The organism is Deltaproteobacteria bacterium (assembly GCA_016208165.1).
Taxonomy (GTDB): domain Bacteria; phylum Desulfobacterota; class Desulfarculia; order JACQYL01; family JACQYL01; genus JACQYL01.
Genome location: JACQYL010000048.1, coordinates 96,003 through 117,493, shown reverse-complemented (window position 1 = coordinate 117,493; position 21,491 = coordinate 96,003). Strand labels below are relative to the sequence as shown.

The window sequence follows — 21,491 nt, the reverse complement described above, 5'->3', positions numbered from 1 at the left end:
GGTCCGTCTCGGCGTCGACTGCCCAATTCACAAAAGGAAACTCCCGAGGAAACTCCCGGCGCACAACGGGCGTTAAAGGCCCCGCGCCTTTTCGACGGCCTCTTGTCTCTCCTTGCATTCAATGCAAAGCGTGGTAACGGGCCGCGCCTCCAGCCGCTTGTCCGAAATGGGTTCCCCGCACCTCTCGCAAATTCCGAAGGTTCCTTCGTCGATGCGCAGAAGCGCCTCCCTGATTTTCTGGATCAGCTTTCGCTCTCGGTCGCGGATACGTAACAAGAAGTTGCGATCCGACTCGAGGGCGGCGCGGTCCGTTGGATCCGGGAAGTTCTCTTTTGTGTCCGTCATACCGGTGACCGTGGTTTCCGCACTTCGGAACAGTTCATCCATACGTTGGTGCAGCAGTTTCCTGTAATATTCCAGTTTCTCCGGTTCCATAGCTCAGTTCCAGAATTAAGGTTTCAATCAAGTGTACGGATTACGGGGCTCCGATCCTGCTGCGGATTCGGCGCCCAATAGTCACACCATACCTCTGAAAGGCAACACAATCGGTGATGTTCCTCTCGCTCGACGCCCGGGCACATCAGGCTCGACGCCGTCATTTTTTTTCCTTTTTGGGCTTGCGGCCAAATAAAGGGCGATGTTCAGGGGCCACCTCATCGCCGGTGGCAGTGGCGAATTCCCGCAACAACTCTTCCTGCCTTTTCGTCAGATTGGTGGGCGTTATGATCTGAAGTTCGATGACTTGATCGCCGCGCCCATAGCTTCTCAAGCGGGGGAAACCCTTGCCCTTCAACCGGAAGGCTTCTCCCGGCTGGGTCCCCTTGGGAATGTTGATTTTCTCGACGTCGTCCAATGTCGGTACTTCCACCTGCGTGCCGAGGGCCGCCTGTACGAAAGAAATCGGTACGGTGCACACAAGGTCGTCGGCTTCCCTCCGGAAGAATTCGTGGGGCTTTACGTAGATCATTACGTACAAGTCGCCGGGAGGGCCGCCGAACATCCCGGGCTCACCCTCTTCGCGCAGTCGCAATCGAGATCCCGTATCCACGCCGGGGGGAATTCGAACGTGCACTTTCCGTTTCGCTTGCACCCGGCCGCTGCCTTGACACGCTTCGCACGGGTCCGTGATCAACGTACCTGCTCCATGACACGACGGACAAGTGGTGCTGATACGAAAGAAGCCCTGACTCCGTGTGACTTGTCCTCTCCCACCGCACGTATCACAGGTGGAAGGTCCGGTTCCAGGTTTGGCGCCGCTTCCGTGACACACCTCGCAGGGTTCCCGACGAGCAATTTCAAGTTCTTTTTCCACGCCCAAGGCGGACTCGAGAAACGAGATTTCGAGGTCGTAGCGAAGATCCGCGCCTTGTTGAGTTCGCTTGCGGGCCGTCGAGCCGCCGCTAAAGCCGAAGAAGTCCTGAAACAGATCCCCGAAGGCCGAAAAGATATCGTCGAATCCTCCAAAGCCCTGAAAGCCGGTGCCTCGAAGACCCTCGAATCCGAACTGGTCATAAATACGCCGTTTTTCCGGGTCCCGAAGCACTTCATAGGCTTCGGCCGCCTCCTTAAAGTGCTCCTCCGCATCGTTGTCACCGGGATTTCGATCCGGATGAAATTTCAGGGCCAGTTTACGGTAATTTCGTTTGATTTCTTCATCGGACGCGCCGCGCTGAATTCCCAGCACGTCGTAATAGTCTCTCTTCTGCATCAGACTCCAAACCCGTTATCCCGAATGAGTTCATTCACTTTTTGTACCATTTCGTCGTCGGACGCACGTTTGAATGCCTTCAAAGCAAACATCAGTTTGCCTGAGTTCAAGGCGGCCTGGCCTGTTTTCTTCCATGTCTCGTTCGAGACCTCGATGCCAAGGGCTGAAGCCGCGGACTGGCAGATAAACGCGTCTCCCTCCTGGACGGCCCGACCGAGAATCGCCTCGAGACCGTCGGTATGGGAAGCCTTGCGAAAAAAATTCAAAGCGTCCATGAGAAGTCCCTCTTCGAGGAAAACTTCTCCCTCCCGAACCAAGCGGGTCGTATCGCCCGCTTCGGCGTTAAGAAGGTCTCTCTTTTTTAAACATGAAAGAAAAGATGTGTCTCTGGCCGACAAAGCACGTTTCTCCGTTCCAGGCCAGGCGCCGAAACTTAGTCTGCGTCTTCCTGTTCTTCTGCGGAACCGCTTTCTTGGTCCTCTTCCGGATGCTCGGACAGGGAAAGATCGGGAATCATCGTATTCATCTCTTCGGAAATAGCGGCAGGAAGATCCGACAGTCCGGAAGCGGTTGAAGTCTCGGCGGAAGCCGGCGGTTGTAATTCGATCTGTTTGTTGCGAACATTATCGATAGCGCGCAACGAATCTGCGGTGATCTCTCCGCTGGCTATCTCTCGTAAAGCGGTCACCACCTCTCGATTTTTGCACTTAACGAGGGGAGTTTCGCCTTTCTTTATCTGCCGCACCCGCCTGGCGGCCAAATGCACCAGAGAAAAACGATTATCCACTTTCTCAAGGCAATCTTCGACGGTGATCCTAGCCATATGTGTTCTCCTTTGGGTCGGGTTAGGGATCGCCCACGGCGGCGCCGCGGAAGAGCTAAACAGTCGTCCCATAATCCGAATACTACGGAAATCGATATTATGTAGCAAAAGAATAGCCATGTAAACCTTTTTTTCAACCCTCCTTTTTGAGGGCGCAAATAGCAATCGGCGGAATTCAATCAAGCCCGAATGGGCGCTGGATGCTTTGTCCGGTCTCTGCGAGGGGGGGCGGCTGGTTTCCCCGCTACCGGCACGGCCGTCGGTCCGGCCCATACCCGAAGCAAAGCGATCGCCTTTGGATCCTTAACGCCGACCGGAACGTCCCGGTCCGAACCCATGGACTTGATGCAGGTGAAATCCTACGTTTCCATGTCGCGCCGGTTACGTTTTCAAGTCCGGGTCCACCGCCCGGTATTGGAGGCGCCTGAAGCGTGTCGAGGCCGGCCGATGCATCTGAAAAGAGATCGATCACGCTGCTCATGGGCGGCGAATTTTGCAGGTTTGCATGCGAGCAGGCCCATCTGGTAGAATCGGACCCCATCGACGTGCAACGATTCGACCGAGTGCGAACCCATTCGATACAGGGTATCGAGCAGGACTCTCGGCGGTTCGAAGATAGGAATAACGTCATACCGAACGTATTGAAGAAAGCTCCTTCGGAGTGGTTTCTGTGATTCGCCTCAGGTCATCCGATCATGGCATCATGAACAGAGTCGTTTCAGGCGGCGGGGTATCGCTGATCTGTTTTTTGCTGTCCGGCCTTATCTTATGTGTATTTCTTTTCAATACGGTTCATAAACGAGACTATAGAGAATACGCGGCCGCCAAGGATCAGAGAAACCATAATTTAATTCAAAGGTGGATCGACGAAGGGTACTTCAAGCAAGGCGGCATGCTGATACTGCCGGAAAAAGACGCGGAAGGAAGGACAGTTGTGTATAGCTCTTCGTTCTTCGGCTTTCTTCAAGCGGGGCATCTGCTCGAACGTCTGAATCGGTGGTTAAGAGGGACCTACAGTTACAGGCTCATGGCCTGGCATAACCAGGCCGTAGTGTGGTTGACTTCAGCTCTTTTGGCATGGCTGGCCATGAGATTGGCGCTCAGGATGGGCGTCGAGCCCTTCAGTTGCCTATTGTTGGGCATCGGTTGTCAGTTCGTGCATCAGACGTTCGGACCCAATCTGTGGCTTGTCTGGAATATGACGTCGCAAGCTGTCTTGGTGTTGTTCGTCGTTCTTTTTCTGCTGTTCGAAGAAGCCGGCCTGGATCGAACCGATATTTCGAAATACGCATGTTTCGGCAGGGCCTTGGCCGTGTTTGGGATGATGTACGCGACGTGGATGGCTGGTTTGCTGTTCCTGTTTTCGTATTTTGGAACGGTCACCCTTTTGCACCCGTCCCGGCTCCGGTCTCAGAGGCTGTTTTGGGCCGTTCTCGTTCCGATGTGTTTGGTCTTCGGAATCCATGTCTGTCAAATTCTAGTCGTAATCCACAACTTTCCCGACGCCCGATTTGTGGGCGGGACCTTTTTATACAGGTCAGGACTGGACGGAGCCACCAACCATTTCTTGAGTCACATGGACATCTTGACCAATAAACGTAGAAGCCTTCCTTATCTTCAATGGAAGGTGTTTCTGTATGCGGGAACGCTGGTGCTGTTTGCGTTGATACCGGTGTTTGTCAAACTCCGGGAAGGACGCATCCCTGTGACGATCATCCTGATGCTCACCGGCATGTACATCCCATGGGCTTTTGTCTTCTCTCAAAGTTGGTCCGTTCACCCTCATCTTTACGACGTTATGCTGTTCCCGGCTTTGGTTCTGGCTACTTTTTCCGTCTTTCCGGCCTTTCTGGAGCGGATGGGCGGAAACCAACGGATCATTGTTCTGGTCACGATCGGCGTGGCTTTCTGTTATTCATTTGTTCAATTGCGAGACTATGCCGCGAGCTTTCCGTTGACCATACCGGAGCCGGATTGGAAGTTGTATTTGCCCCGATAGATTCGCGATCGAGCGTCACAAGACACCCGGCGAACGGTTCGCGAGGAGCCGCACCGCGATCTCGAACGGCCTTTCCGGCTTTGCCCCTTTCGGACACGTTCGATTGATACACGGCTAGGAATACTGAAGGTGGTTGGTGACGAACCTGAGCGGAAAACGACTGATGGTTTTAGGGGCCGGACCGTTTCAACTCCCCGGCATCCGGCGGGCCGTGGACTTGGGGTGTTGGGTCGCCACAGTGGACAATTTGCCCGGCAACCATGGCCATGGGATTTCTCATCAACGCATCCACTGCAGTACTTTGGACAAAGGATGCGTGCTGGAAGCGGCGCGTGCTTTTGAGATCGACGGAATCTGCACATTCAGTTCCGATGTCGCGACCCCAACCGTCGCCTACGTGTGTGATGAGCTGATTCTGGTCGGTTCGTCTCTCGAATCGACGGAGGCCATGGTGTCAAAGGACCGGTTTCGCTCTTTTCAGAAGCGTCACGGATTGAACCATCCGGCCTTTGTCGTCGGCGAACGGTTCAGGGACGTGGCTTCCGAAGTAGGAGCGCTGGGGTATCCGGTGGTGTTTAAGCCTTGCGACTCGTCGGGCTCCAGGGGGATCGCGAGTTTCGAGACATTCTGTTTCGAGAAGATGATGATTGCTTTCGATCTGTCGAGGAGCTTTTCCCGCTCCGGCAGGGTGGTGATAGAAGAGCGTTTGGATGGAGTGGAAGTTGGAGGCGACGGTTTTTGGGTGGGCGGAGAAGCGGCTTTTCTGTGTATTACGCACAAACGCCTCGAGGGCTTTGCGCCAAAGGGACATTGCTTACCAACCGGTATCGATGAAGCGAACCAGGAACGGGTGAGGGAAGCGCTCACCCGATGTTGCGCAGCCCTTTCGTATACGGACGGTCCTCTCAACTTCGACGTCATGGTGTCCCCCGAGCGTGTGACGATCATCGAGATGAGTCCCAGAACAGGCGGTAACGGCATTCCCGCCCTGATTCGCCGCGCGACCGGCGTGGATGTGGAGGAGGCCACTATTCTGCGAGCCTTGGGAAAAGAAGTGGTTTTCCCCGAACCATCAAAAGCCCTTCGAAGCTGCGGTTCTTACATCATTGGATCAAGAACGGCCGGCGTGCTGGCCGGGTTACCGAGCTTCAAAGAAATTCAAGCGGTCGTGCCCGGCTTGTATGAATCGTTTTTTACGGCCCGACCCGGTGAAATCGTGCCAAAATTTGAACACGGGGGCCATATGCTGGGCTGGCTGCTCTTCGATTGCGATTCCCCTCAGGCGTATGAAACCATGGCCCGGACCCTTGACGTAAGGCTGAAGCTGGACATATCGGAACAACCCCCTGACATCCGACCGGAAAATCCGACCGAACCGTCCATGTCCCCGGCCCAGGGAGAGGCGAGACGATGACGTGCAGGCAACATCATTGGCGCGTCGTACCGTCGGACGACCTCACCCGTGAGACCGCGACCCGGATGGCCGAGTTCTTCTCCGAAAGGCCTGAATCCGCGGAGCGAAAGATCGCCTACACGCCCGAATACTTTCTCTGGAAAATCAACGGAAATCCTGCAGGCCCCGGTTTCGTGTCCCTCGCCGTGGATGAAGATCGGATAGTGGGGACTTTGACCCTGACCCGCAAAAGGCTCTGGTTCCGCGGCCGGGGAATTATGGCCGTGGAAATGGCGGATGGCCTGGTGGACAGGGATTATAGAGGGCGCGGTATTCACGCGGCCCTGGTCGCGGACGCTCGAACACGGGCCTTGGCGGATAACGTGGAACTGCTGTGCGGGTTTATTGAAACCGACAGCGTTTCCCTCCGTGTGCACGAGGAAAAGTGCTTTTCCTTGCGAAAGCCGAATCTGGACCTGTATATCTACGTGTTACCTTTGAAGCCGGTGAGGCAACTCCTTGGCAAGTCAGAGAGCATGGAGAGCCTCATACGCAACAACGTGTTCGAAGGAGTGAGGATACCCGAACTGAATTCTCACGCTTCCCACTCGACAGGACATCAAGAGCCGTGTCTTCGGTTTGATGCCTTTTTCGACCGGCTTGACGAAAAATTGAGACGTCGGTACGCTTTCATCTTCTCGAGAAGCGCCGAGGATTTGAGATTCAGGTATGGCGATAGTCCAGAAAAAGAGCCATTTAGAATGCTGGTCAAACGAGACTCGGCGAACGAGCCGGAGGCTGTTCTGATTTACAAGAGCATCGCGCGCGACGACTTGAGGGTTCTTTTTGTGGCGGATATGTATGGCGCCAACAACGATTCCGTAATCGATGCGTGGATGGGTATCCTTGAATGGGGATTGATGAACGATTACGACACTGTCGCTCTTTGGGCTACAAATAGGTGGTTTGAACCGTTCAATGAATTCCCCTGCCCACCCGTCCCCATCGCTCGAAGAGAAATGGTTTTCTTTCATAATGAGCTGGGCAAGGAATTGTTGAACGACGGCGGCGTTTGGCATGTTTCCATTTCGGATTCCAACAATATTTAGCCAACGTTGCGGACGGAGCATAATGGAAGGTGGTTCATGAGGGATACGCCCATGGCCGGGTCCGCACACAAGGCGACCGGCGCTGAAAAAGAGGGCCACGATCTCGTTGTCCTGTACTTTCCGAAGGTCATTCCTCAACCGTTTAACGGAGCGCCGCTGGGTCTTTTGGCAGCGGCCGCGTTGGCGGACCGCGCCGGATATACGGTGCGCATCGTTACAGACGACGGCTGTAGCGACGCTCTGGGAGAGCTGAAGAGCGTTCTGCCCCGGGCGCTCTTGGTGGGCATTTCAACCATGACGGGATATCAGCTCAAAGGAGCCGTAAAGGCCTCGAAGCTCGTTAAATCCATCGTCCCTGAAATTCCCGTTGTCTGGGGCGGCTGGCACCCCACTGTGTGTCCGGAACAAACGATTCAACAACCCTACGTGGACTTCATCGTACGGGGCCAGGGCGAATTGACTCTGTTGGAACTGACCTCCGCCTTGAAAGCGTCCTCGAATCGTTTTGGCGACATACCCGGACTTGGCTGGAAAAGGGCGTCCACGCCCGTTTTGAACGCCCCCAGGCCGCTTTTCTACGATGAATCCTGGCCCGATATTCCCTTTCATCTCATAGACGTTGAAAGACATTTGAGGGTGACCGAGGTCGGCGACCGAGTAATCGATCTGTTCACCAGTTACGGATGTCCTTACGACTGCACGTTTTGCGCGGAGAATCACTTTTCGAAAAAACGTTGGGCGGGCATGTCCGCCGAAAAAGTGTTGAATCAGATTCGTCTTCTGATCGATCGCCATCATATCGACGGCGTGGTTTTTCGGGACAACAACTTCTTTGTTAACAAAATACGGGCCCTCGATGTCGCGACCATGATCAAATCGATCCCCCAGCCGTTTGCCTGGGGCCAATGCATGGGACGCACCGACACGTTGCTCCAGTATGATGATGCCGAATGGGACTTGCTCAGGGAGAGCGGGTTGAAATCGATCTTCATCGGAGCGGAATCGGGCTTACCCGAATCCCTGAAACTCATCAACAAAAAAGCCACGGTGGAACAAACGCTACGGCTGGCTGAGATTGCCGACAAAAAAGGGATCGCAATCTGGTATTCCTTTCTCGCCGGATATCCGTGGGTGAGCGGGCAAGAACCGAACAGCCTGAGTCACGTGCGCGAGAAAAACAGGGAGGACTTTTCCGCGACCATCGATCTAGTAGATAGAATCGCCAGGAAAGGCTCGAACAATCGATATCTGTATTTCCGGTACACACCCTACCCCGCCACTAAAATGGCTGAATACACCGAGGAATTAGGCGTTCACGTTCCGGATTCCCTGGAAGCGTGGTCGAACTATTCTCTCGACTCGGACAATACAGGGTTTCTCGATCGGGACGTTTCCCGGAAATTGGATGTGCTGCAGGGATTTGTTCTGCCTTGCCTCAGCAACGTATCGAAGGACATTGCGAGCCGAGCGAGGGGAAGATTCATGAGATTTATGGCCGGAAGCCTGATCAGGATCTTCGAAAGCCTGGCTTGGTTACGATGGCGCAGGAAGTGGTTCTTTGAGGGACCGGACAGTTGTCTTTACCGAAAACTGAGACGTGTCTATGAATCTCGATTCCTGGGTTCGGCAAAGTAGAACCGAGGGAGGAGCGGGAGCGCCGTTCTCACAAATCCTGTCGGCCGCGGCGGAGTTCCGTCAACCATTCTCCTTGTTCTCCATATACTGCGCTTCGCCCCGGTTCCGTCTCGCCGCCCGTTTCAAATACCGCGCGATGGGGGACATCACCAGCAGAATTACGCCCTGAAACATGAACAGCCCCGTCAGCGCCGAAAACAGGTCGGATGGAAATTGATCCCCTGCGGAAGATTTTGCCACAATTAAAAGCGCTACGCCGCCGAGCACTAGTAAGCTCAACAAAACAGACGCCACGGAGAACAGCACGGACGGGAGACACGTGCAATCCATGACCATTTGCTCGGCAAGGCTCCACAACTTGTGCACCTCGTAACCGGAGCGTCCCGATATCCTGCCCTGATGAGCGACTTCAATATTCGCCACCGCATCTTTAGGTACGAATCGAAATATGAAACCCGGGAGGTAGACGTTCGTATCGTAGATTTGAACCACCTTATCCACCACACTTCTGTCGACGAGCCGGAAGCTCGTTACCTGAATTCCTTTGGGAACGTCCCAGATTCTGAAAAAAATGCAATGCAGGATCCAACTTGCGATACCGCGCAGGACCGGATGGCGTCTCTCCCGATAAGCCCCCATGACGACCAGGTATCCTTCCCGCATCTTGGCTAGCATCCGGGGAATCGCTTCCGGCGGGTGCTGCAGATCGTCGTCCATGGCCAGAACGTAACGTCCCTTGGCATGCCTGTACCCGCAAAGGGTGGCGTTATGTTGGCCGTAGTTCTTGTCAAGCCGGACGACCTGTATTTCGTGGAATGCGTCTTTCAGACCGCTCAGGACCCGGTAGCTACCGTCCGGCCCGGCATCATCGACGAAAATAACCTCCCAGCGCAAACCCGTCGTGTCCAAGGTAGCCTTGAGCCTGGCGAAAAGCTCCGGCAGAGTGCGCTCCGATCCATACACGGGCACGATCACGGATAAGTCCATCTGGTCCTTTTCTCTTGTGGTGCGGTCGCCTTCATTCAACGCCGGGATTCGTCTGGATTTTGCGGGATGATTCGAGGCTCGACACGCGGAGAAAGGACGCTCCCATGGAAACTTTCCGTCCATATGGCTGAGTCCTGTTCCTTCTCCCCCTCGAAAGTTCCGGAAATGCGTGTGTGTTTGGAAGGAGCATAAGACCCCGGTGAATCGATGCGTTCCCTATGCCGGAAACTTCAGAAGAGTGATCTGTCTCACGGCAGGGCGGTAGGGACCTTCGGCAGGCTCAAGGCGCGATGGATGTGTACCTGTGCACCACCGCCTCCATACAACACAGGACTATACGCCTCCGAACGGCATCCCGTAGAATCGGTGTATGGTCTCTGAAACGCGCATCACCTCGGAGCCGGTCATCTCGTAGAAGATCGGCAATCTTAGCAGCCGCTCGCTTACATCGTTCGTCACGCTCATATCTCCGCACGTCCTGCCGTATTTTCTGCCTGCAGGAGAGCTATGCAATGGTACGTAATGAAAGACGGCCTGTATATCATGTTTTTGCAGGTAGGATATCAGTCCGGCGCGTTCATCCGTGGTTTGGGTAAGTATATGAAAAATGTGTCCGATGCAGCCGCTCGTTGCGCTCTCGGGCGGCAATTTTAGGAGTCCCTGTTGCTCCAGAGGACGGAGAAGATCGAGGTACCGGCGATACAGCATGGACCGGGCCTCGTTGATCTCCTTCTCGAGCTCCAATTGCGCGTATAAGAACGCTCCTATGAGTTCGCTCGGAGAAAAAGAGGAGCCTACGTCCACCCAGGTGTACTTATCCACTTCCCCCCTACGGAACTTGCTTCTGTCGGTCCCTTTTTCCCATATAATTTCCGCGCGTTCAACGAATCGAGGTTCGTTTACGAGGAGGGCTCCGCCCTCTCCGGTTATGATGTTCTTGGTTTCATGAAAACTCAGGCAGCCCAAGTGTCCGATCGTTCCCAGATAACGACCCTGATAGGCGTTGCAAAAACCTTGAGCAGCGTCTTCTATGACCAATAGATCGCATCTTTGGGCAATGGCCATGATCTCTTCCATGGCGCAGCCCACGCCTGCATAGTGCACGGGTACGATTGCCCTGGAACGGGAACTGACCCCCGCATCGATCCGTTTTTCGTCTATATTCAGAGTATCAGGCCTGATGTCAACGAATACCGGTATGGCCCCTCGTAGAACAAACGCATTTGCCGTGGATACGAACGTGAACGACGGCATGATCACTTCGTCGCCCGGTTGTATGTCGCATAAGACAGCCGCCATTTCGAGCGAGTCCGTGCAGGAATGCGTCAGAAAGGCGCGCACGCAACCCAGACGTTTTTCGAGCCACTCGTGACAACGCTTGGTGTAATACCCCCCGCCCGACAAGTGGCCGCCGAGAACGGCTCGGGCGATATAGTACAGCTCTTTTCCAGCTATAAAGGGTTTATTGAAGGGGATACGCATTCCGGGTTCCATCGAAAATCATTCCAATTTTCAAGGACCTGGCATCTTACCAAACCGGGCCCATGACGTCGTGTTCAGCGTCCGATCGGTTGCTAATGGGGTGGGGGATCCGTGTGAGACGTTTTCCACCGCGGGAAATATGAACGTTCCCCGTGTCCTGAAATGCCTTTGAAATGCACCGGGCCTCGGGCAGCTATCTCCCTGAGGCGGATTCGGCTTTTCGCAGTCTTTCCGTCAGTTCACGAATCTCTTTTTGAAGGTTCATGGAAAAGCTCATGATATCCTGGTATCTCTTCTGATATTCGTCCACGAGAGTTTGGAGCCTGTTGTTCTCGATAGTCAGATCTTCCACTTTCTTCTTCAGTCTGGCGATTTCCATACTCTGTGCCACTTCATCATCCTCGTCTTCCGTCGTTTCGTTTGAAATTCGGCTCCCGTCGGCCGGTGTCTTTCCTGCAAGTTGGGCGGGAAGCGGTCCGGAAGTCTCGCCTTTGAGTTCCTGCTTCTCGGACTGTCTCTCCAACAAGGCAATTTTCTTCATCAGCCGTTCTTTGAATCTCGAATCATTTGTTGCCACGCGCTTGTAATATTCCAGAGCTTGAGAACGCCGATCCGTTTTCTCGCAGAGGATACCCAACATTCTGCAAACGTCCGCTTCTTGAGATGCGGAGAGTTCCCGTCCTTTGAGACCGTTCTCCAATTCTTCGATCAGGTCTTCGTCCTCGTCTCTGCCGGCCCGGCACCGGTAAATCTCGATCAGGCATGAGTGAGCTTCGTAGCCCAACTTCAATGCCTCACGGAGATTGGACAGCGCTTCGTCGTACATACCCAGCTCTTTCAATCCCACGGCTTTTTGAAAGAGCGTCTCCGCAGACTCCGTCTGACCGGAGGCCAGTAACTCGTCGACTCCAATGTTAAGGCTTGAACTCTTCAACTCATCGATTTTGGAATCCAACTCTCCCAACTTCGACTCGATGTCCTTTCGGAGCGATTCCAAGTAGGCCTTTTCTCCAGCCGTAATGCTCCTCTGGTCTTTTTCCTTCAGCCGGTCGATGCTGTTTATCATTGAAAGGTAGATATTGCGGCTCTCCACAACCAAGCCGTGCTTGAAATAGGTTTCTGCAACACGGATTTTCTCTTCCAGGAAGTCTCGAAATTTGGCTTTCTGCATATGGTTCTTTCGGGCCTAATCGCGCGTCAACACATCGCCCCTCGTTAGGAACTCCGAGTCGACGACAACAATCGTTCCACATCGAGTAATTCGACGCCTTCGGCATCTTCGGCCCCAACTCGCACCGGCGCCTCGTCCGCCAGCAGAGTTCCGCAACGATCGCCACTTCGGAGGAGCACGATCCCCCTTCCTCCGGCTTGATCCTCAGAGACCTCTTCATCGGCCCAAACAACGGGAAAAGACAGCTGTCGAAGCTCCTTCTGTGAAATGTGCCGCCAGGCGGGGAACACGCCTTTCTTTATAGATTGAAAGGCACTGCGCAAATCTTCTATCGTTGCCCTGCCCGATTCCACGATCTTAACTCGCGTCTTATCCTTTACTTTGCCTGTTTTTACAACGTAATCGGCGGGCAACACGTAATCTCGGCCCCCCAGCGTCACCGCCACGAAATCCGATTCGGACGGGAGGTGAGGAGCGGGCTTTAAATCCTCCAATTCGAGTTTCTCCGAGGACTCCTCCATCAACTCAACGACGTCTTGCACCTGATCATCGCCTTCGAATTCGAAATCCATGATTTCGGGCTCTTTCGTGGTTCTGGGAGCTATGGCTTCTTCGAATAGCTCTTGAAGAGTCTTGGTTTCCTCTTCCGGTTCCTCCCGTTCGCCTGCAGCCACCTCATCCTCGAAGATGTCCTCTAAGGATGTTTCTTTAAACCCGAGCCGCTGTTGGGTCTCTTCCGGTACTTCCAGTCCGATTCCTTCGCCTGAGAACAGCCGGTCTCCGTCGTCTTCCCGGGTTTCGAAATCCAAATCGAAGGATTCCTGCGAGGCTGCATCGAACGGCCTGGGAGGCGGCAGTTCCGTTCTATACTCCAGCAGTTGGTTCAACCTGTCTTTCGTTTCGTTGACCTCCGAGCGGAGTGTGTCCAGCTCACCTCGAAGTTCTCGGCCCAATGCCTGAATGGCTTCAAGAATCGGTTGCAGGGATGCGGCCTCTGCCTCCGGCGCCGTTGTTCCCCGCGGCGCCGCAGGTATTCCGGATTTCGAAATGGCGGGTTTGGCTTCCATGGTCTTTCTCGGAGTCCTGGTCGCCTGAAAACCGGGTTGTTCCGCGAACAGGGAATCCATTTCTTCTATGGGTTCCTCGCTCAGTTCGAACACCTCCGCCAGTTCTTCCTGCTGCTCGGACAGGACCAATGGTTCGGCATCTTCCACCCGGCTCTCCGAAAAAGCATCCACATCTATCCCCAACTCCTCGGGAGATGGAATGGACTCGAAACCACTATCCTCCTCCAGGTGCTCTTCCACCCGTGACAACTCTTCCCGGAAGATTTCATCGAGATCTCTCAAATCTTCCGGCGTGCTTACGCTGATTTCCGGGGCCGCCCCGTACTCCGGCTCGGCCTCTTTCTCTAATGTCCCTTCCAGAATGTCCGCGAGATCGGATTCAGTCGCCTCGTCCACCTCGTATTCAGGAATCCGTTCTTCCTCTGGTGTTTCAAGCGTCTCTTCCCCGGTTGGGGTAAGGTAATCCTGGACGGCTTCACCGATCCCTGTTTCCTCCCCGGCTGTTTCCAACGCAGGTCCAAGGTCTTCCTTGAACTCGATGGCGCCCTCGGGGGTAACCCGATCCTCGACAGGCGCCGGCGGAGCAAATGGAAATGCTTTCGGCTCGGGGATCGGTCGGGTCTCGGACTTGAACGCAGACGCGGCTCTTCCAACCTCCGGCGCGGTCTTGAATACGGGGATCTCTTCTTTGGGGCCGGGCCTTTCCTTGGAAGGTGGAGAAACCATCTCTTCCTTTTTTGCGCTGACGATTTCGCTCTTAAGGCTTTGGAACCAGTCGATGTCCTTTTTCACGATGGCGTTTCGAGTACGGGGATCCATGCCGGGATCTTCCACTATGCTCGTAAGGTCTTTCGCCACGGAGTGAAAGAGCTGGATAGACTCGGGATGGGAATCCGCTTTGTGTTTTTGAACATAGCCGGACAGGCTGGTCATCATTTTCAGGAGAATCGAAACGGGCTTGTTGTCGGCATAGCGACTCCGAAGGGACTCCAACTCTTCCAGAAGAGCGCTCAGGGTGCTTTCGCTGATCTCCCAATCTATAGTCATGACAAGGCTTTTCAGACTTTCCAGTGGAGCCCCCCCCAACATTTCCTGGTCACCGACATCTTCGCCGAAAAGTGAATCCAGGCGTTCGTCAAGTTCTGAAACGATCGTATTTTTTGTCTGGTCCGCCAACGGCCTTCCTCCCTTTCGAAGCGGCTGTGGGATTATATGCAATAGGCAACGGGCATGGTGTCCAATGCGCTTGCCTATACTCCTAAGAAGAGAGTTGAGAAATATTTTGTTCGATTGCAGCGACCGTCATTTTTATGATGGTCTTCAAGGTATTGATGACGTTTACACCTTTTACCGCACTTGCCAAGAAGTAGGGAGCGTTCAACTTTGAATTCAGATCTGAATTTATCACATGTTCGGGTATCAAAGGGATGTTTTCTTTCGCGAGATCCCTCTTGTTATACTGCAATACCAAGGGTATCTTAAAAATGTTCTTCTTATATGTCGTCAAGTTTTCCCTTAGGTTATTTAATGAGATAATGTTCTTTTTCCTTCTATCCATCAGGGAATCGGCCACAAATACAACACCGTCCACGCCTTTCAGTACTAATCGGCGCGTGGCGTTGTAAACCACCTGTCCAGGAACCGTATACAATTGAACCCGAATTTCAAAGTCTCTGATCTTGCCCAGGCCGATGGGCAAAAAATCGAAAAACAACGTTCGGTCTTCCTGCGTCTTTATGGTGACCATGTCGCTGCGAATGTATTCACGAAAACGGCCATACACATATTCCAGATTGGTGGTCTTGCCACTGCGACCCGGTCCGTAGTAAACGATTTTACACTGGATCTCTTTGTTCCTAAGATTTATGAACGCCATATCGAGCCTTCAGTCCGTAAATTCAGATTCAGAACAACTTGATCAGGAGCATCATAGCTCTTTGCCCGCAACGAGAGCCAAAATCTTGCTGATCACCTCCGCTATTTTCAGCCGAACAAGGCCCAGCGATATGTCGTTCCCGAATATTGTACACACCAAGAAGTTATCCCCCGCCCGGCTGAAGTGGATGTTTTCCCTATTCCCTTTATGAAACAGAAGAGAAAAGTCCTCCTCGCCGACGAGACGAGCGATTTCGGAAGTGGCTCCAAAGTTTGCCGCGGAAAGAGCCGCCAGAGCAAACACGTTATGTTCGCATTTGCCGTTGTCAACCACCATCACCACGTTTCCCGCCATATCCGTGAGGAATACGCAATGAACTCCCACGGCGATCAAATCGCTATCCATCACTTGATGAATCGTGTCAAGTTGTATCTGATCCAGCGCGTACGTCATTTGCCACCCTTGTGCCTAAGCAAGCATGCCCGTTCCCGGATATCCCGGGAAATCCATCGACCATCCTTCCGCATTGTAAGCGCGGTACGCTCTCATGAAGTAAATCCAGCAAATTATTCTAAAACTAAATCCTATCCGGTGTCAAAGGTCAAAGTATTTTGCTTTTCACCCTAAAACAGTGCGATTGATCCGGTAGACGGCGTCCCATGAGAAAGCCTCCACACAACATCCGGGACGGCCCTCCACGATCGTTGCCACCGGATTTCGCTCAAGAGAATAGCGGCCCTTACCCTTACATCGGACGCAGAGTGACATCTCTTGACTTCGTTTGTGAATGGAGTCCACACGGGGCGACTCGGCGAACTCGGAACCCGGTTTGGGCCCAGCTCACGCCCTCGAAGCAACGAGCCAGTGCCCCGCATTTACATAATCCCCAAAGCAGGCTTCGGGACTGGCCAATCTGATTTGAAAGGGTTGCTCCATCAGCCGGCGGGCGAACTTCCCGGCCGCTTCGAGCGTGCACTCGGCGTCGAACAATACGAACCGGCCGGGCGCACCGTTGTATGGACTGAAGTTGCGGACACACAGAATACCACCGGTGGGGATCGCTCCTGCAATCGCACGAATCGGGCGATCGTAGAACCCGGTCGTTCCATATTCGTCCACCCAGACCAACGGTCGTTCGGCCTTTTCGATATCCGGAAGCAGCGTTCGCCAGCGGCGCCCGTCCACGACTTCCGACGCTGCCGCCGTTCTTGCCAGGGAACGCGGCATCAGGTGCTTCCTCTCACGCCGTAATCTAGGGACACTATACTCAGTTTTGACATTAGCAGGTTTTTTTGTTAGAAACGACCCATGGTTGGATCCTCACGTCTTGTGGCGCCGGTTATCCTTATCCTGTTACTCGGAGAGGAAAGCGTCGCTGGTCTACGCTTGTCTCCGACAAGGATTATGATACCCATGTTGATATAACTTTATGTGACATTATGCCTGAGGGTAACTGCATGGTAAAACGTTCATACCTGGATGATTCAACATTTATGTTGCAGGATAGCGATAGAGACTTATTGGAAAAGAACGTCGCTAAATGGGCCACCGTGCCTATAGGAAAGAGTAGAATACACACACACCCGATACTGAACTTGAACGATGAACAACTGGCTCGGTTTTACCAAGAATGTATCCAAATCGCTCAAATTGATCGACAGTGGATATATGAAAACTTTTCCGGACTCATCGAGAATAGAACCGTATTGGAAATTGGCAGTGGATTGGGATGTGATGGCGTCTATTTCTCTTCATTGGCCAATAAATGGACTTTTTCAGATATTGTATATGAAAATATACAATTATTAAAAAGAGTGTGTTCGTTATTAAACGTAGTTAATGTTGATTTTCAAGTTATTAACAGTATTTTGACCCACGACTTTAAAAAAACATATGATTTGTTGTATGCAATCGGCGTCTTCCATCACCTTCCATTTGAGTTGGCGGCCAGGGAAATAAGGAACATAGACCGATTTCTGGTGAACGGGTCTTATGTGATTGTATTAATGTACCCTATTGAGAGATGGATCGATGAAGGGGAACCGGACTTTTCTGAGTTTGGAAGACGAACCGACGGCAAAGAAACACCTTGGGCTGAATATTACACCGAGACGAAGGTAAGAGATTTATTCGGTCCAGGATATAGACTGCTGAAATCTCGAAGATGGGGTCAATATGAACATGAGTTCATTACCTTCGAGCTCATAAAAGAACGCCGAACGGTTTTGTAACCGTATTGTTGCACCGGGACCATCTTTTCATGGTGCGCATACAGGTCTAATCCGGGGACATCCATGATGCGTAATGTCAAGGGGAAGGCGGAGGTTTCCCTTCCTCGCCGAGGAACTTAGGGGTCAGGCGAAAGTGGACCCCAATGTCAAGACCACTTTTGTTTTGAGTTTAGGTGTATTGCCCCGTCCTGATCGATCCTTCGACATCGTGAGGGTTGGCCGATCCTAGCTTGGGGAAAGTGTCGGTTCGGCGTGCGCCGGTGTATGAAGTAGATCCAGAAAAGGCTCAAGCCCTCGAAGCCACGATCCAGTGCCCTGCATTCAGGTTGTCCCCAAACGTCGCTCCCGGACTGGCCAGCCGGATGTCAAAACGCTGCGTTTTCAACCAACGGGCAAAGCCCTGCGCCGCCTCGAGCGTGCATTCGGCTCCGCACAATACGAACCGGTTCGGCGCACCGCAATGGGGGCTGAAGTTCCGTACACAGAGGACACCGCCTTTGGGCAGGCTTTCCACCAAGGCTCTGACCGGACGGTCGTAGAACTCGGTCGTTCCGTATTCGTCCACCCAAACCAGTGGTCGTCCGGCCCTGCGGACCACCGGGACTATTGTCTCCCAATTGCGCCCATCTACCACTTCCGCCGCTGCCGCCGTCTTCATCAAGGAGGTCGGGATTTTGGTTTTTTTCTCCGGCCAGAATGCGCCCGAGGGGTCCAGACCGGTGAAAAGCGCACCGGAGGATTTGCAGTACTCCAGGAAAACCAGGGTGGCTCCCGTTCCAACGTGTCCCGCGTGAAAGATGTGGTCCGGTTTCATATTCCAGACCATATGAAAGATCATCTCCCAATCCGGAATGGAAAGGTCCGCTTCCCTGCCGTGGGCCTTTTGCCATCGCGTGAATCGTTCTTTTCTGCGACGCAAGGCCTGCCTGGAGCGGTTCGTCGGCTTCTCCAAAAACCCCTTGAAATCTTTCTTCTTTGCGTCCGCCTTTTTCACGGCAATGGCTATGCCCGGTGAACGTGTGGATCGAAATTCCGTTCCCTCCGGTTCCGCACTCAGAGTCACTCCGGGGTAGTTCAGGACGCAAACATCCCATTCCGGATCCCGGCGAACCCGGTTCACGACACGAGCCACTCCCAGAAGCTGGACCGCATCATGGAACACGACCAGGTCGGACATGCGCGCTGCGTACTCCCAGTCGCTCTTCACCGAATCATAGAGGTGGCAACCGTCAATAAACACCAGGTCAAAACGAAGACCTTCCCGGGCAAGCCGCTCCATGACGCTTCGGGAGTCGCCCCGCAGAAATCGAATCTCCACGTCGGACCTCGATGCCGATTTATTTTCCGGGGCCCTTTTGTCTTCAATATCAACCGAGTAGACGATCCCTCCGGACGGCAGATCCCTGGCGAGCGCGGATGTCCCCGCACCTGTCGAAGTGCCGATCTCCAGTATCCGGTGGGGCCTCACCAGTGCTACGAGGGAGCGGAGAAAATCGTATTCCTCCTTGCCGCAGACCGCAAGATTCATAACCCCTCTCCGAGAACATCCACTTCTCGCTCTTCCATCATTTGGTCGAACTCGGCTTTCCATTGTTCTTTGTTGTCCATGCGATCTCCGGGCGCTTTTCCAAAGGCGAGGCGGCGGCGCGTGTATCGTTGGAAGAAAGTCCGAGGAGAATCCTCCTGCGGCGGTTTTTCCTCAGTGAAACGTACCTGTTCACAGGGTCAGAAGAAGCCTTTGCCTCACGAGGAACAGTGTTGGTTGTAATAATGGAAGTGGATTTCACGTCCGTTTCACCGGCCTCGACGTTGGGGCTCGATCGAGATGAATGGGTGGCCCGGACAACTTGTTGTCCGGGTCCAAGGACAGGAGGTCACTGTACGTCTTAAATTGCAAGGCTATGTGAGGCCATGCGCCGGGTGGGACTTCTCGTTGCTGCGCAACGCGGACAACGAGTTGTCCGCGCCACCCTCGTCCGGTACATCGCCGCCTGACTCAATTACGAACGTATTCCAAGTGGGTTCTCCTGATACCCCGTGAACACATACAGTAAAACAGCACCATGGACACTGGAAAGCCGAGCGCTATCTCGGCGTCTTGACGGCGATGGCGTGAACGGCGTCAACGATATTGTCCGCGAGCAACATCCGATCCACCACGGCTCCGGTGATCATATCCACCAGGAATATGGTGGAGGGACTGCTGCCCACAAAAACATGGCGTTCATCGGCGCGGGCCAGGCCCCGCACCCAGCCGCTTGTGGCGAATTGCGTTGCAGTTCCGTCCGTCTCATCCAGTTTCGTGCAGATTTCGGGATGGTCCACGCCAGGTCGATATCGTTCGAAACACTTATGGACGCTGTTGTTTACAATCACGGCGTCATTCAATGGGGTCACGTTGTGCGCCCATTTCCAGCGGGGATTGCGTTGCACCAGGGTCGGTTGTGGGCGAACCTGCACCAGCGCGTACTTGGCGCTGCCGAATGTATATACCGCTCCATTGGAAACATGCAACGTGTTGAAATGGAACTGTTCATCGTACACGTCCAGCCCTTCCCGGTCCACATCCGAAACGTAGTCTTTCCGGCGGGGTCTCGGCACTTCGTACGCCGGTTTATCGTCTCCCTCAAACAGTTGGAGGAATTCGCGGTCTTCGCTCGCATACCATTCGTCCACGATGTTTCCGTTCCAGTCCAGTTTGAAAAGGGCGTCGATCAGTGTACTGTTGCACCACAAGCCTTCGTCGTCCGCAGCCAGATCGTGATGTCCAATGATATGGGGATGGTTGAATAGTTCAGCGATACGAAAACGCTCGTCGTAAACGATGATCTTGTCGCACGCACAGGCGAAGAGGAATCCGTCGCGCCACAGCAATCCGCGCCCTCCCCGGCTGCCGCCGCGCGCGCCAAATCCTTTGGTCACGGCCGGCACGGGTATTTTGGACAGAATGCGTTTTTCCGGCCACAGAATATGATAGAAGAATCCCGTTATGTCTTTGTCCGTAGCGCCTCGAATAACGGTGCTGCAGAAAATCTCCGTAACCATATATGCTTATCCTCCTTTATAGAGCCGAAAAGAAGACCGGCTTTCCCAGTTCCCTTGGCGCTTCCGAGACTCATCCAAGCCGGGCGCTGGTCTCTTTCCGGTCGAAACCATTCATATGCCGTCGAGTACGCTTTGATCCGGGGCCTCCCCAGAGTTCCCGTCAAAGTTCAAGACGATCCTACACGGAGTGATCGGTGCTTCGGAGAAACGATTTCGCCGTTTGAACAGGAAGTTCTCATTATCAAAAACCTTCGCTTCCTCGTATCCCAGGCCTGCCATCCATTCCAGAGCCTGAGCCACGGACTGTCCCCTGCACCCGAGGGCATGGTTCAGTTCCACCATGACGTAGGGATTCTGTTTGATAAGGGTTTCCCGGGCTCCCTTGAGCACTTCCAGGTCGAACGAGTCTACGTCGATTTTCACGGCGTCAATTCGTTGAATACCTTGCTCCGCCACAAAAGCGTCAATGGTGGTAAACGGATACACGTCCCGTTCAGCGGCTTTGCCCCAGATGCGGAAGATGTCCTCCTTGCGGTCTCCTGCACGATCTCCCAAGGCCAGGCGAACCGGCACCACGTTCCGGGCGTCGTGGTGCCTGAGGTTCGTCTCGAGCATGTGGTAGGTACTGGTGGGCTCGAACGCATACACACGTCCCTCGGGACAGAGTTTTGAAAAAAGGATGCTGTAGTAACCGATATGGGCCCCGCAATCCAGGACCACCCAGTCCGGCCGGGCATTCTGCACGAACCAACGCTTGGTGGCCGGTTCGCAGTTCGGGTAGTAATCGAGAAACTCCTCGTAAAACGCCGGCAACTCGATGGGCTCCCCGCCGGGTACGCCGGTATACGCGTACGATGATGTCACGACTTTTGTCCTTTCGCCCTTTGGGAGCTCAAAAATCCTTCCGGATGCGCTTCGACCACCTTCGATAAATGCTTTAACGCCATGGGAGGCACATAAAAAGC

General features: G+C 53.7%; 20 protein-coding genes. 6 read left to right on the top strand and 14 right to left on the bottom strand.

The features are described 5' to 3' along the window. Positions 1–72: 72 nt before the first annotated feature. From dksA to HY788_10465, 4 genes are all read right to left on the bottom strand, one after another. On the bottom strand, positions 73–435 hold the full coding sequence (gene dksA, locus HY788_10480) for an RNA polymerase-binding protein DksA (protein MBI4774590.1): 363 nt from the start codon (positions 433–435) through the stop codon (positions 73–75). 160 nt (positions 436–595) lie between these two features. Beyond that, the gene (dnaJ, locus tag HY788_10475; protein ID MBI4774589.1) at positions 596–1,708 is read right to left on the bottom strand and encodes a molecular chaperone DnaJ; all 1,113 of its coding nucleotides are present in this window, start codon (positions 1,706–1,708) and stop codon (positions 596–598) included. Next, positions 1,708–1,983 carry a hypothetical protein gene (locus HY788_10470; GenBank protein ID MBI4774588.1) on the bottom strand — a complete coding sequence of 92 codons (276 nt, stop codon included), beginning with the start codon at positions 1,981–1,983 and terminating at the stop codon, positions 1,708–1,710. Before HY788_10470 ends, dnaJ begins: the two co-directional genes overlap by 1 nt. A 158-nt stretch (positions 1,984–2,141) precedes the next feature. Beyond that, positions 2,142–2,531 (bottom strand): DNA-directed RNA polymerase subunit omega, encoded by a 390-nt coding sequence (locus HY788_10465; protein ID MBI4774587.1) that lies wholly within the window; start codon positions 2,529–2,531, stop codon positions 2,142–2,144. Between the two features lie 431 nt (positions 2,532–2,962). On the opposite strand from HY788_10465, the gene HY788_10460 reads away from it, so the two are divergent. The 5 genes from HY788_10460 (at position 2,963) to HY788_10440 (ending at position 8,667) form a co-directional block, all read left to right on the top strand. Then, complete coding sequence (locus tag HY788_10460) at positions 2,963–3,205, top strand: hypothetical protein (GenBank protein MBI4774586.1); 243 nt, start codon at positions 2,963–2,965, stop codon at positions 3,203–3,205. After that, a complete protein-coding gene (locus HY788_10455; protein ID MBI4774585.1) occupies positions 3,202–4,530 on the top strand; it encodes a hypothetical protein in 1,329 nt (442 codons plus the stop codon). The genes HY788_10460 and HY788_10455 overlap by 4 nt, the downstream gene beginning before the upstream one ends. A gap of 136 nt (positions 4,531–4,666) precedes the next feature. Further along, positions 4,667–5,944: an ATP-grasp domain-containing protein gene (locus tag HY788_10450; protein ID MBI4774584.1), complete on the top strand. Its 1,278-nt coding sequence runs from the start codon at positions 4,667–4,669 to the stop codon at positions 5,942–5,944. Continuing rightward, complete coding sequence (locus HY788_10445) at positions 5,941–7,032, top strand: GNAT family N-acetyltransferase (protein MBI4774583.1); 1,092 nt, start codon at positions 5,941–5,943, stop codon at positions 7,030–7,032. The genes HY788_10450 and HY788_10445 overlap by 4 nt, the downstream gene beginning before the upstream one ends. A 36-nt stretch (positions 7,033–7,068) precedes the next feature. Beyond that, entirely contained in the window at positions 7,069–8,667 is a 1,599-nt protein-coding gene (locus tag HY788_10440; protein ID MBI4774582.1) for a B12-binding domain-containing radical SAM protein, read from the top strand. A 60-nt stretch (positions 8,668–8,727) separates the two neighbouring features. Here the strand turns inward: HY788_10440 and HY788_10435 are convergent, their stop codons facing one another. The 7 genes from HY788_10435 to HY788_10405 form a co-directional block, all read right to left on the bottom strand. Continuing rightward, complete coding sequence (locus HY788_10435; protein ID MBI4774581.1) at positions 8,728–9,777, bottom strand: glycosyltransferase family 2 protein; 1,050 nt, start codon at positions 9,775–9,777, stop codon at positions 8,728–8,730. A gap of 210 nt (positions 9,778–9,987) precedes the next feature. Further along, complete coding sequence (gene rffA / locus HY788_10430) at positions 9,988–11,136, bottom strand: dTDP-4-amino-4,6-dideoxygalactose transaminase (protein ID MBI4774580.1); 1,149 nt, start codon at positions 11,134–11,136, stop codon at positions 9,988–9,990. Between the two features lie 193 nt (positions 11,137–11,329). Next, on the bottom strand, positions 11,330–12,307 hold the full coding sequence (locus HY788_10425; protein MBI4774579.1) for a hypothetical protein: 978 nt from the start codon (positions 12,305–12,307) through the stop codon (positions 11,330–11,332). A gap of 44 nt (positions 12,308–12,351) precedes the next feature. Further along, the gene (locus tag HY788_10420; protein ID MBI4774578.1) at positions 12,352–14,550 is read right to left on the bottom strand and encodes a hypothetical protein; all 2,199 of its coding nucleotides are present in this window, start codon (positions 14,548–14,550) and stop codon (positions 12,352–12,354) included. 82 nt (positions 14,551–14,632) lie between these two features. Then, positions 14,633–15,250, bottom strand: a complete 618-nt coding sequence (locus HY788_10415; GenBank protein MBI4774577.1) for a GTPase domain-containing protein — start codon at positions 15,248–15,250, stop codon at positions 14,633–14,635. Positions 15,251–15,301: 51 nt separating this feature from the next. After that, positions 15,302–15,703 (bottom strand): roadblock/LC7 domain-containing protein, encoded by a 402-nt coding sequence (locus tag HY788_10410; GenBank protein ID MBI4774576.1) that lies wholly within the window; start codon positions 15,701–15,703, stop codon positions 15,302–15,304. Positions 15,704–16,090: 387 nt separating this feature from the next. After that, positions 16,091–16,477: a hypothetical protein gene (locus HY788_10405; protein MBI4774575.1), complete on the bottom strand. Its 387-nt coding sequence runs from the start codon at positions 16,475–16,477 to the stop codon at positions 16,091–16,093. Positions 16,478–16,542: 65 nt separating this feature from the next. On the opposite strand from HY788_10405, the gene HY788_10400 reads away from it, so the two are divergent. After that, positions 16,543–17,481, top strand: a complete 939-nt coding sequence (locus HY788_10400; GenBank protein MBI4774574.1) for a class I SAM-dependent methyltransferase — start codon at positions 16,543–16,545, stop codon at positions 17,479–17,481. A 286-nt stretch (positions 17,482–17,767) separates the two neighbouring features. Here HY788_10400 and HY788_10395 read toward each other — a convergent pair whose 3' ends face one another. The 3 genes from HY788_10395 to HY788_10385 all read right to left on the bottom strand — a co-directional run bounded on the left by HY788_10395 (position 17,768) and on the right by HY788_10385 (position 21,390). Further along, entirely contained in the window at positions 17,768–19,009 is a 1,242-nt protein-coding gene (locus HY788_10395) for a class I SAM-dependent methyltransferase (protein ID MBI4774573.1), read from the bottom strand. 557 nt (positions 19,010–19,566) lie between these two features. After that, positions 19,567–20,526, bottom strand: coding sequence for a hypothetical protein (locus HY788_10390; protein ID MBI4774572.1), 960 nt, complete (start codon positions 20,524–20,526; stop codon positions 19,567–19,569). Positions 20,527–20,637: 111 nt separating this feature from the next. Continuing rightward, entirely contained in the window at positions 20,638–21,390 is a 753-nt protein-coding gene (locus HY788_10385; GenBank protein ID MBI4774571.1) for an FkbM family methyltransferase, read from the bottom strand. Between the last annotated feature and the right edge of the window lie 101 nt (positions 21,391–21,491).

Bases quoted from the DNA above. Each gene is read 5' to 3' on its own strand.
- HY788_10395 (MBI4774573.1), bottom strand. From the start codon at position 19,009: ATGAATCTTGCGGTCTGCGGCAAGGAGGAATACGATTTTCTCCGCTCC.
- HY788_10440 (MBI4774582.1), top strand. From the start codon at position 7,069: ATGAGGGATACGCCCATGGCCGGGTCCGCACACAAGGCGACCGGCGCT.
- rffA (MBI4774580.1), bottom strand. From the start codon at position 11,136: ATGCGTATCCCCTTCAATAAACCCTTTATAGCTGGAAAAGAGCTGTAC.
- HY788_10445 (MBI4774583.1), top strand. From the start codon at position 5,941: ATGACGTGCAGGCAACATCATTGGCGCGTCGTACCGTCGGACGACCTC.
- HY788_10390 (MBI4774572.1), bottom strand. From the start codon at position 20,526: ATGGTTACGGAGATTTTCTGCAGCACCGTTATTCGAGGCGCTACGGAC.
- HY788_10470 (MBI4774588.1), bottom strand. From the start codon at position 1,983: ATGGACGCTTTGAATTTTTTTCGCAAGGCTTCCCATACCGACGGTCTC.
- dksA (MBI4774590.1), bottom strand. From the start codon at position 435: ATGGAACCGGAGAAACTGGAATATTACAGGAAACTGCTGCACCAACGT.
- HY788_10435 (MBI4774581.1), bottom strand. From the start codon at position 9,777: ATGGACGGAAAGTTTCCATGGGAGCGTCCTTTCTCCGCGTGTCGAGCC.
- HY788_10410 (MBI4774576.1), bottom strand. From the start codon at position 15,703: ATGACGTACGCGCTGGATCAGATACAACTTGACACGATTCATCAAGTG.
- HY788_10425 (MBI4774579.1), bottom strand. From the start codon at position 12,307: ATGCAGAAAGCCAAATTTCGAGACTTCCTGGAAGAGAAAATCCGTGTT.
- dnaJ (MBI4774589.1), bottom strand. From the start codon at position 1,708: ATGCAGAAGAGAGACTATTACGACGTGCTGGGAATTCAGCGCGGCGCG.
- HY788_10465 (MBI4774587.1), bottom strand. From the start codon at position 2,531: ATGGCTAGGATCACCGTCGAAGATTGCCTTGAGAAAGTGGATAATCGT.
- HY788_10405 (MBI4774575.1), bottom strand. From the start codon at position 16,477: ATGCCGCGTTCCCTGGCAAGAACGGCGGCAGCGTCGGAAGTCGTGGAC.
- HY788_10415 (MBI4774577.1), bottom strand. From the start codon at position 15,250: ATGGCGTTCATAAATCTTAGGAACAAAGAGATCCAGTGTAAAATCGTT.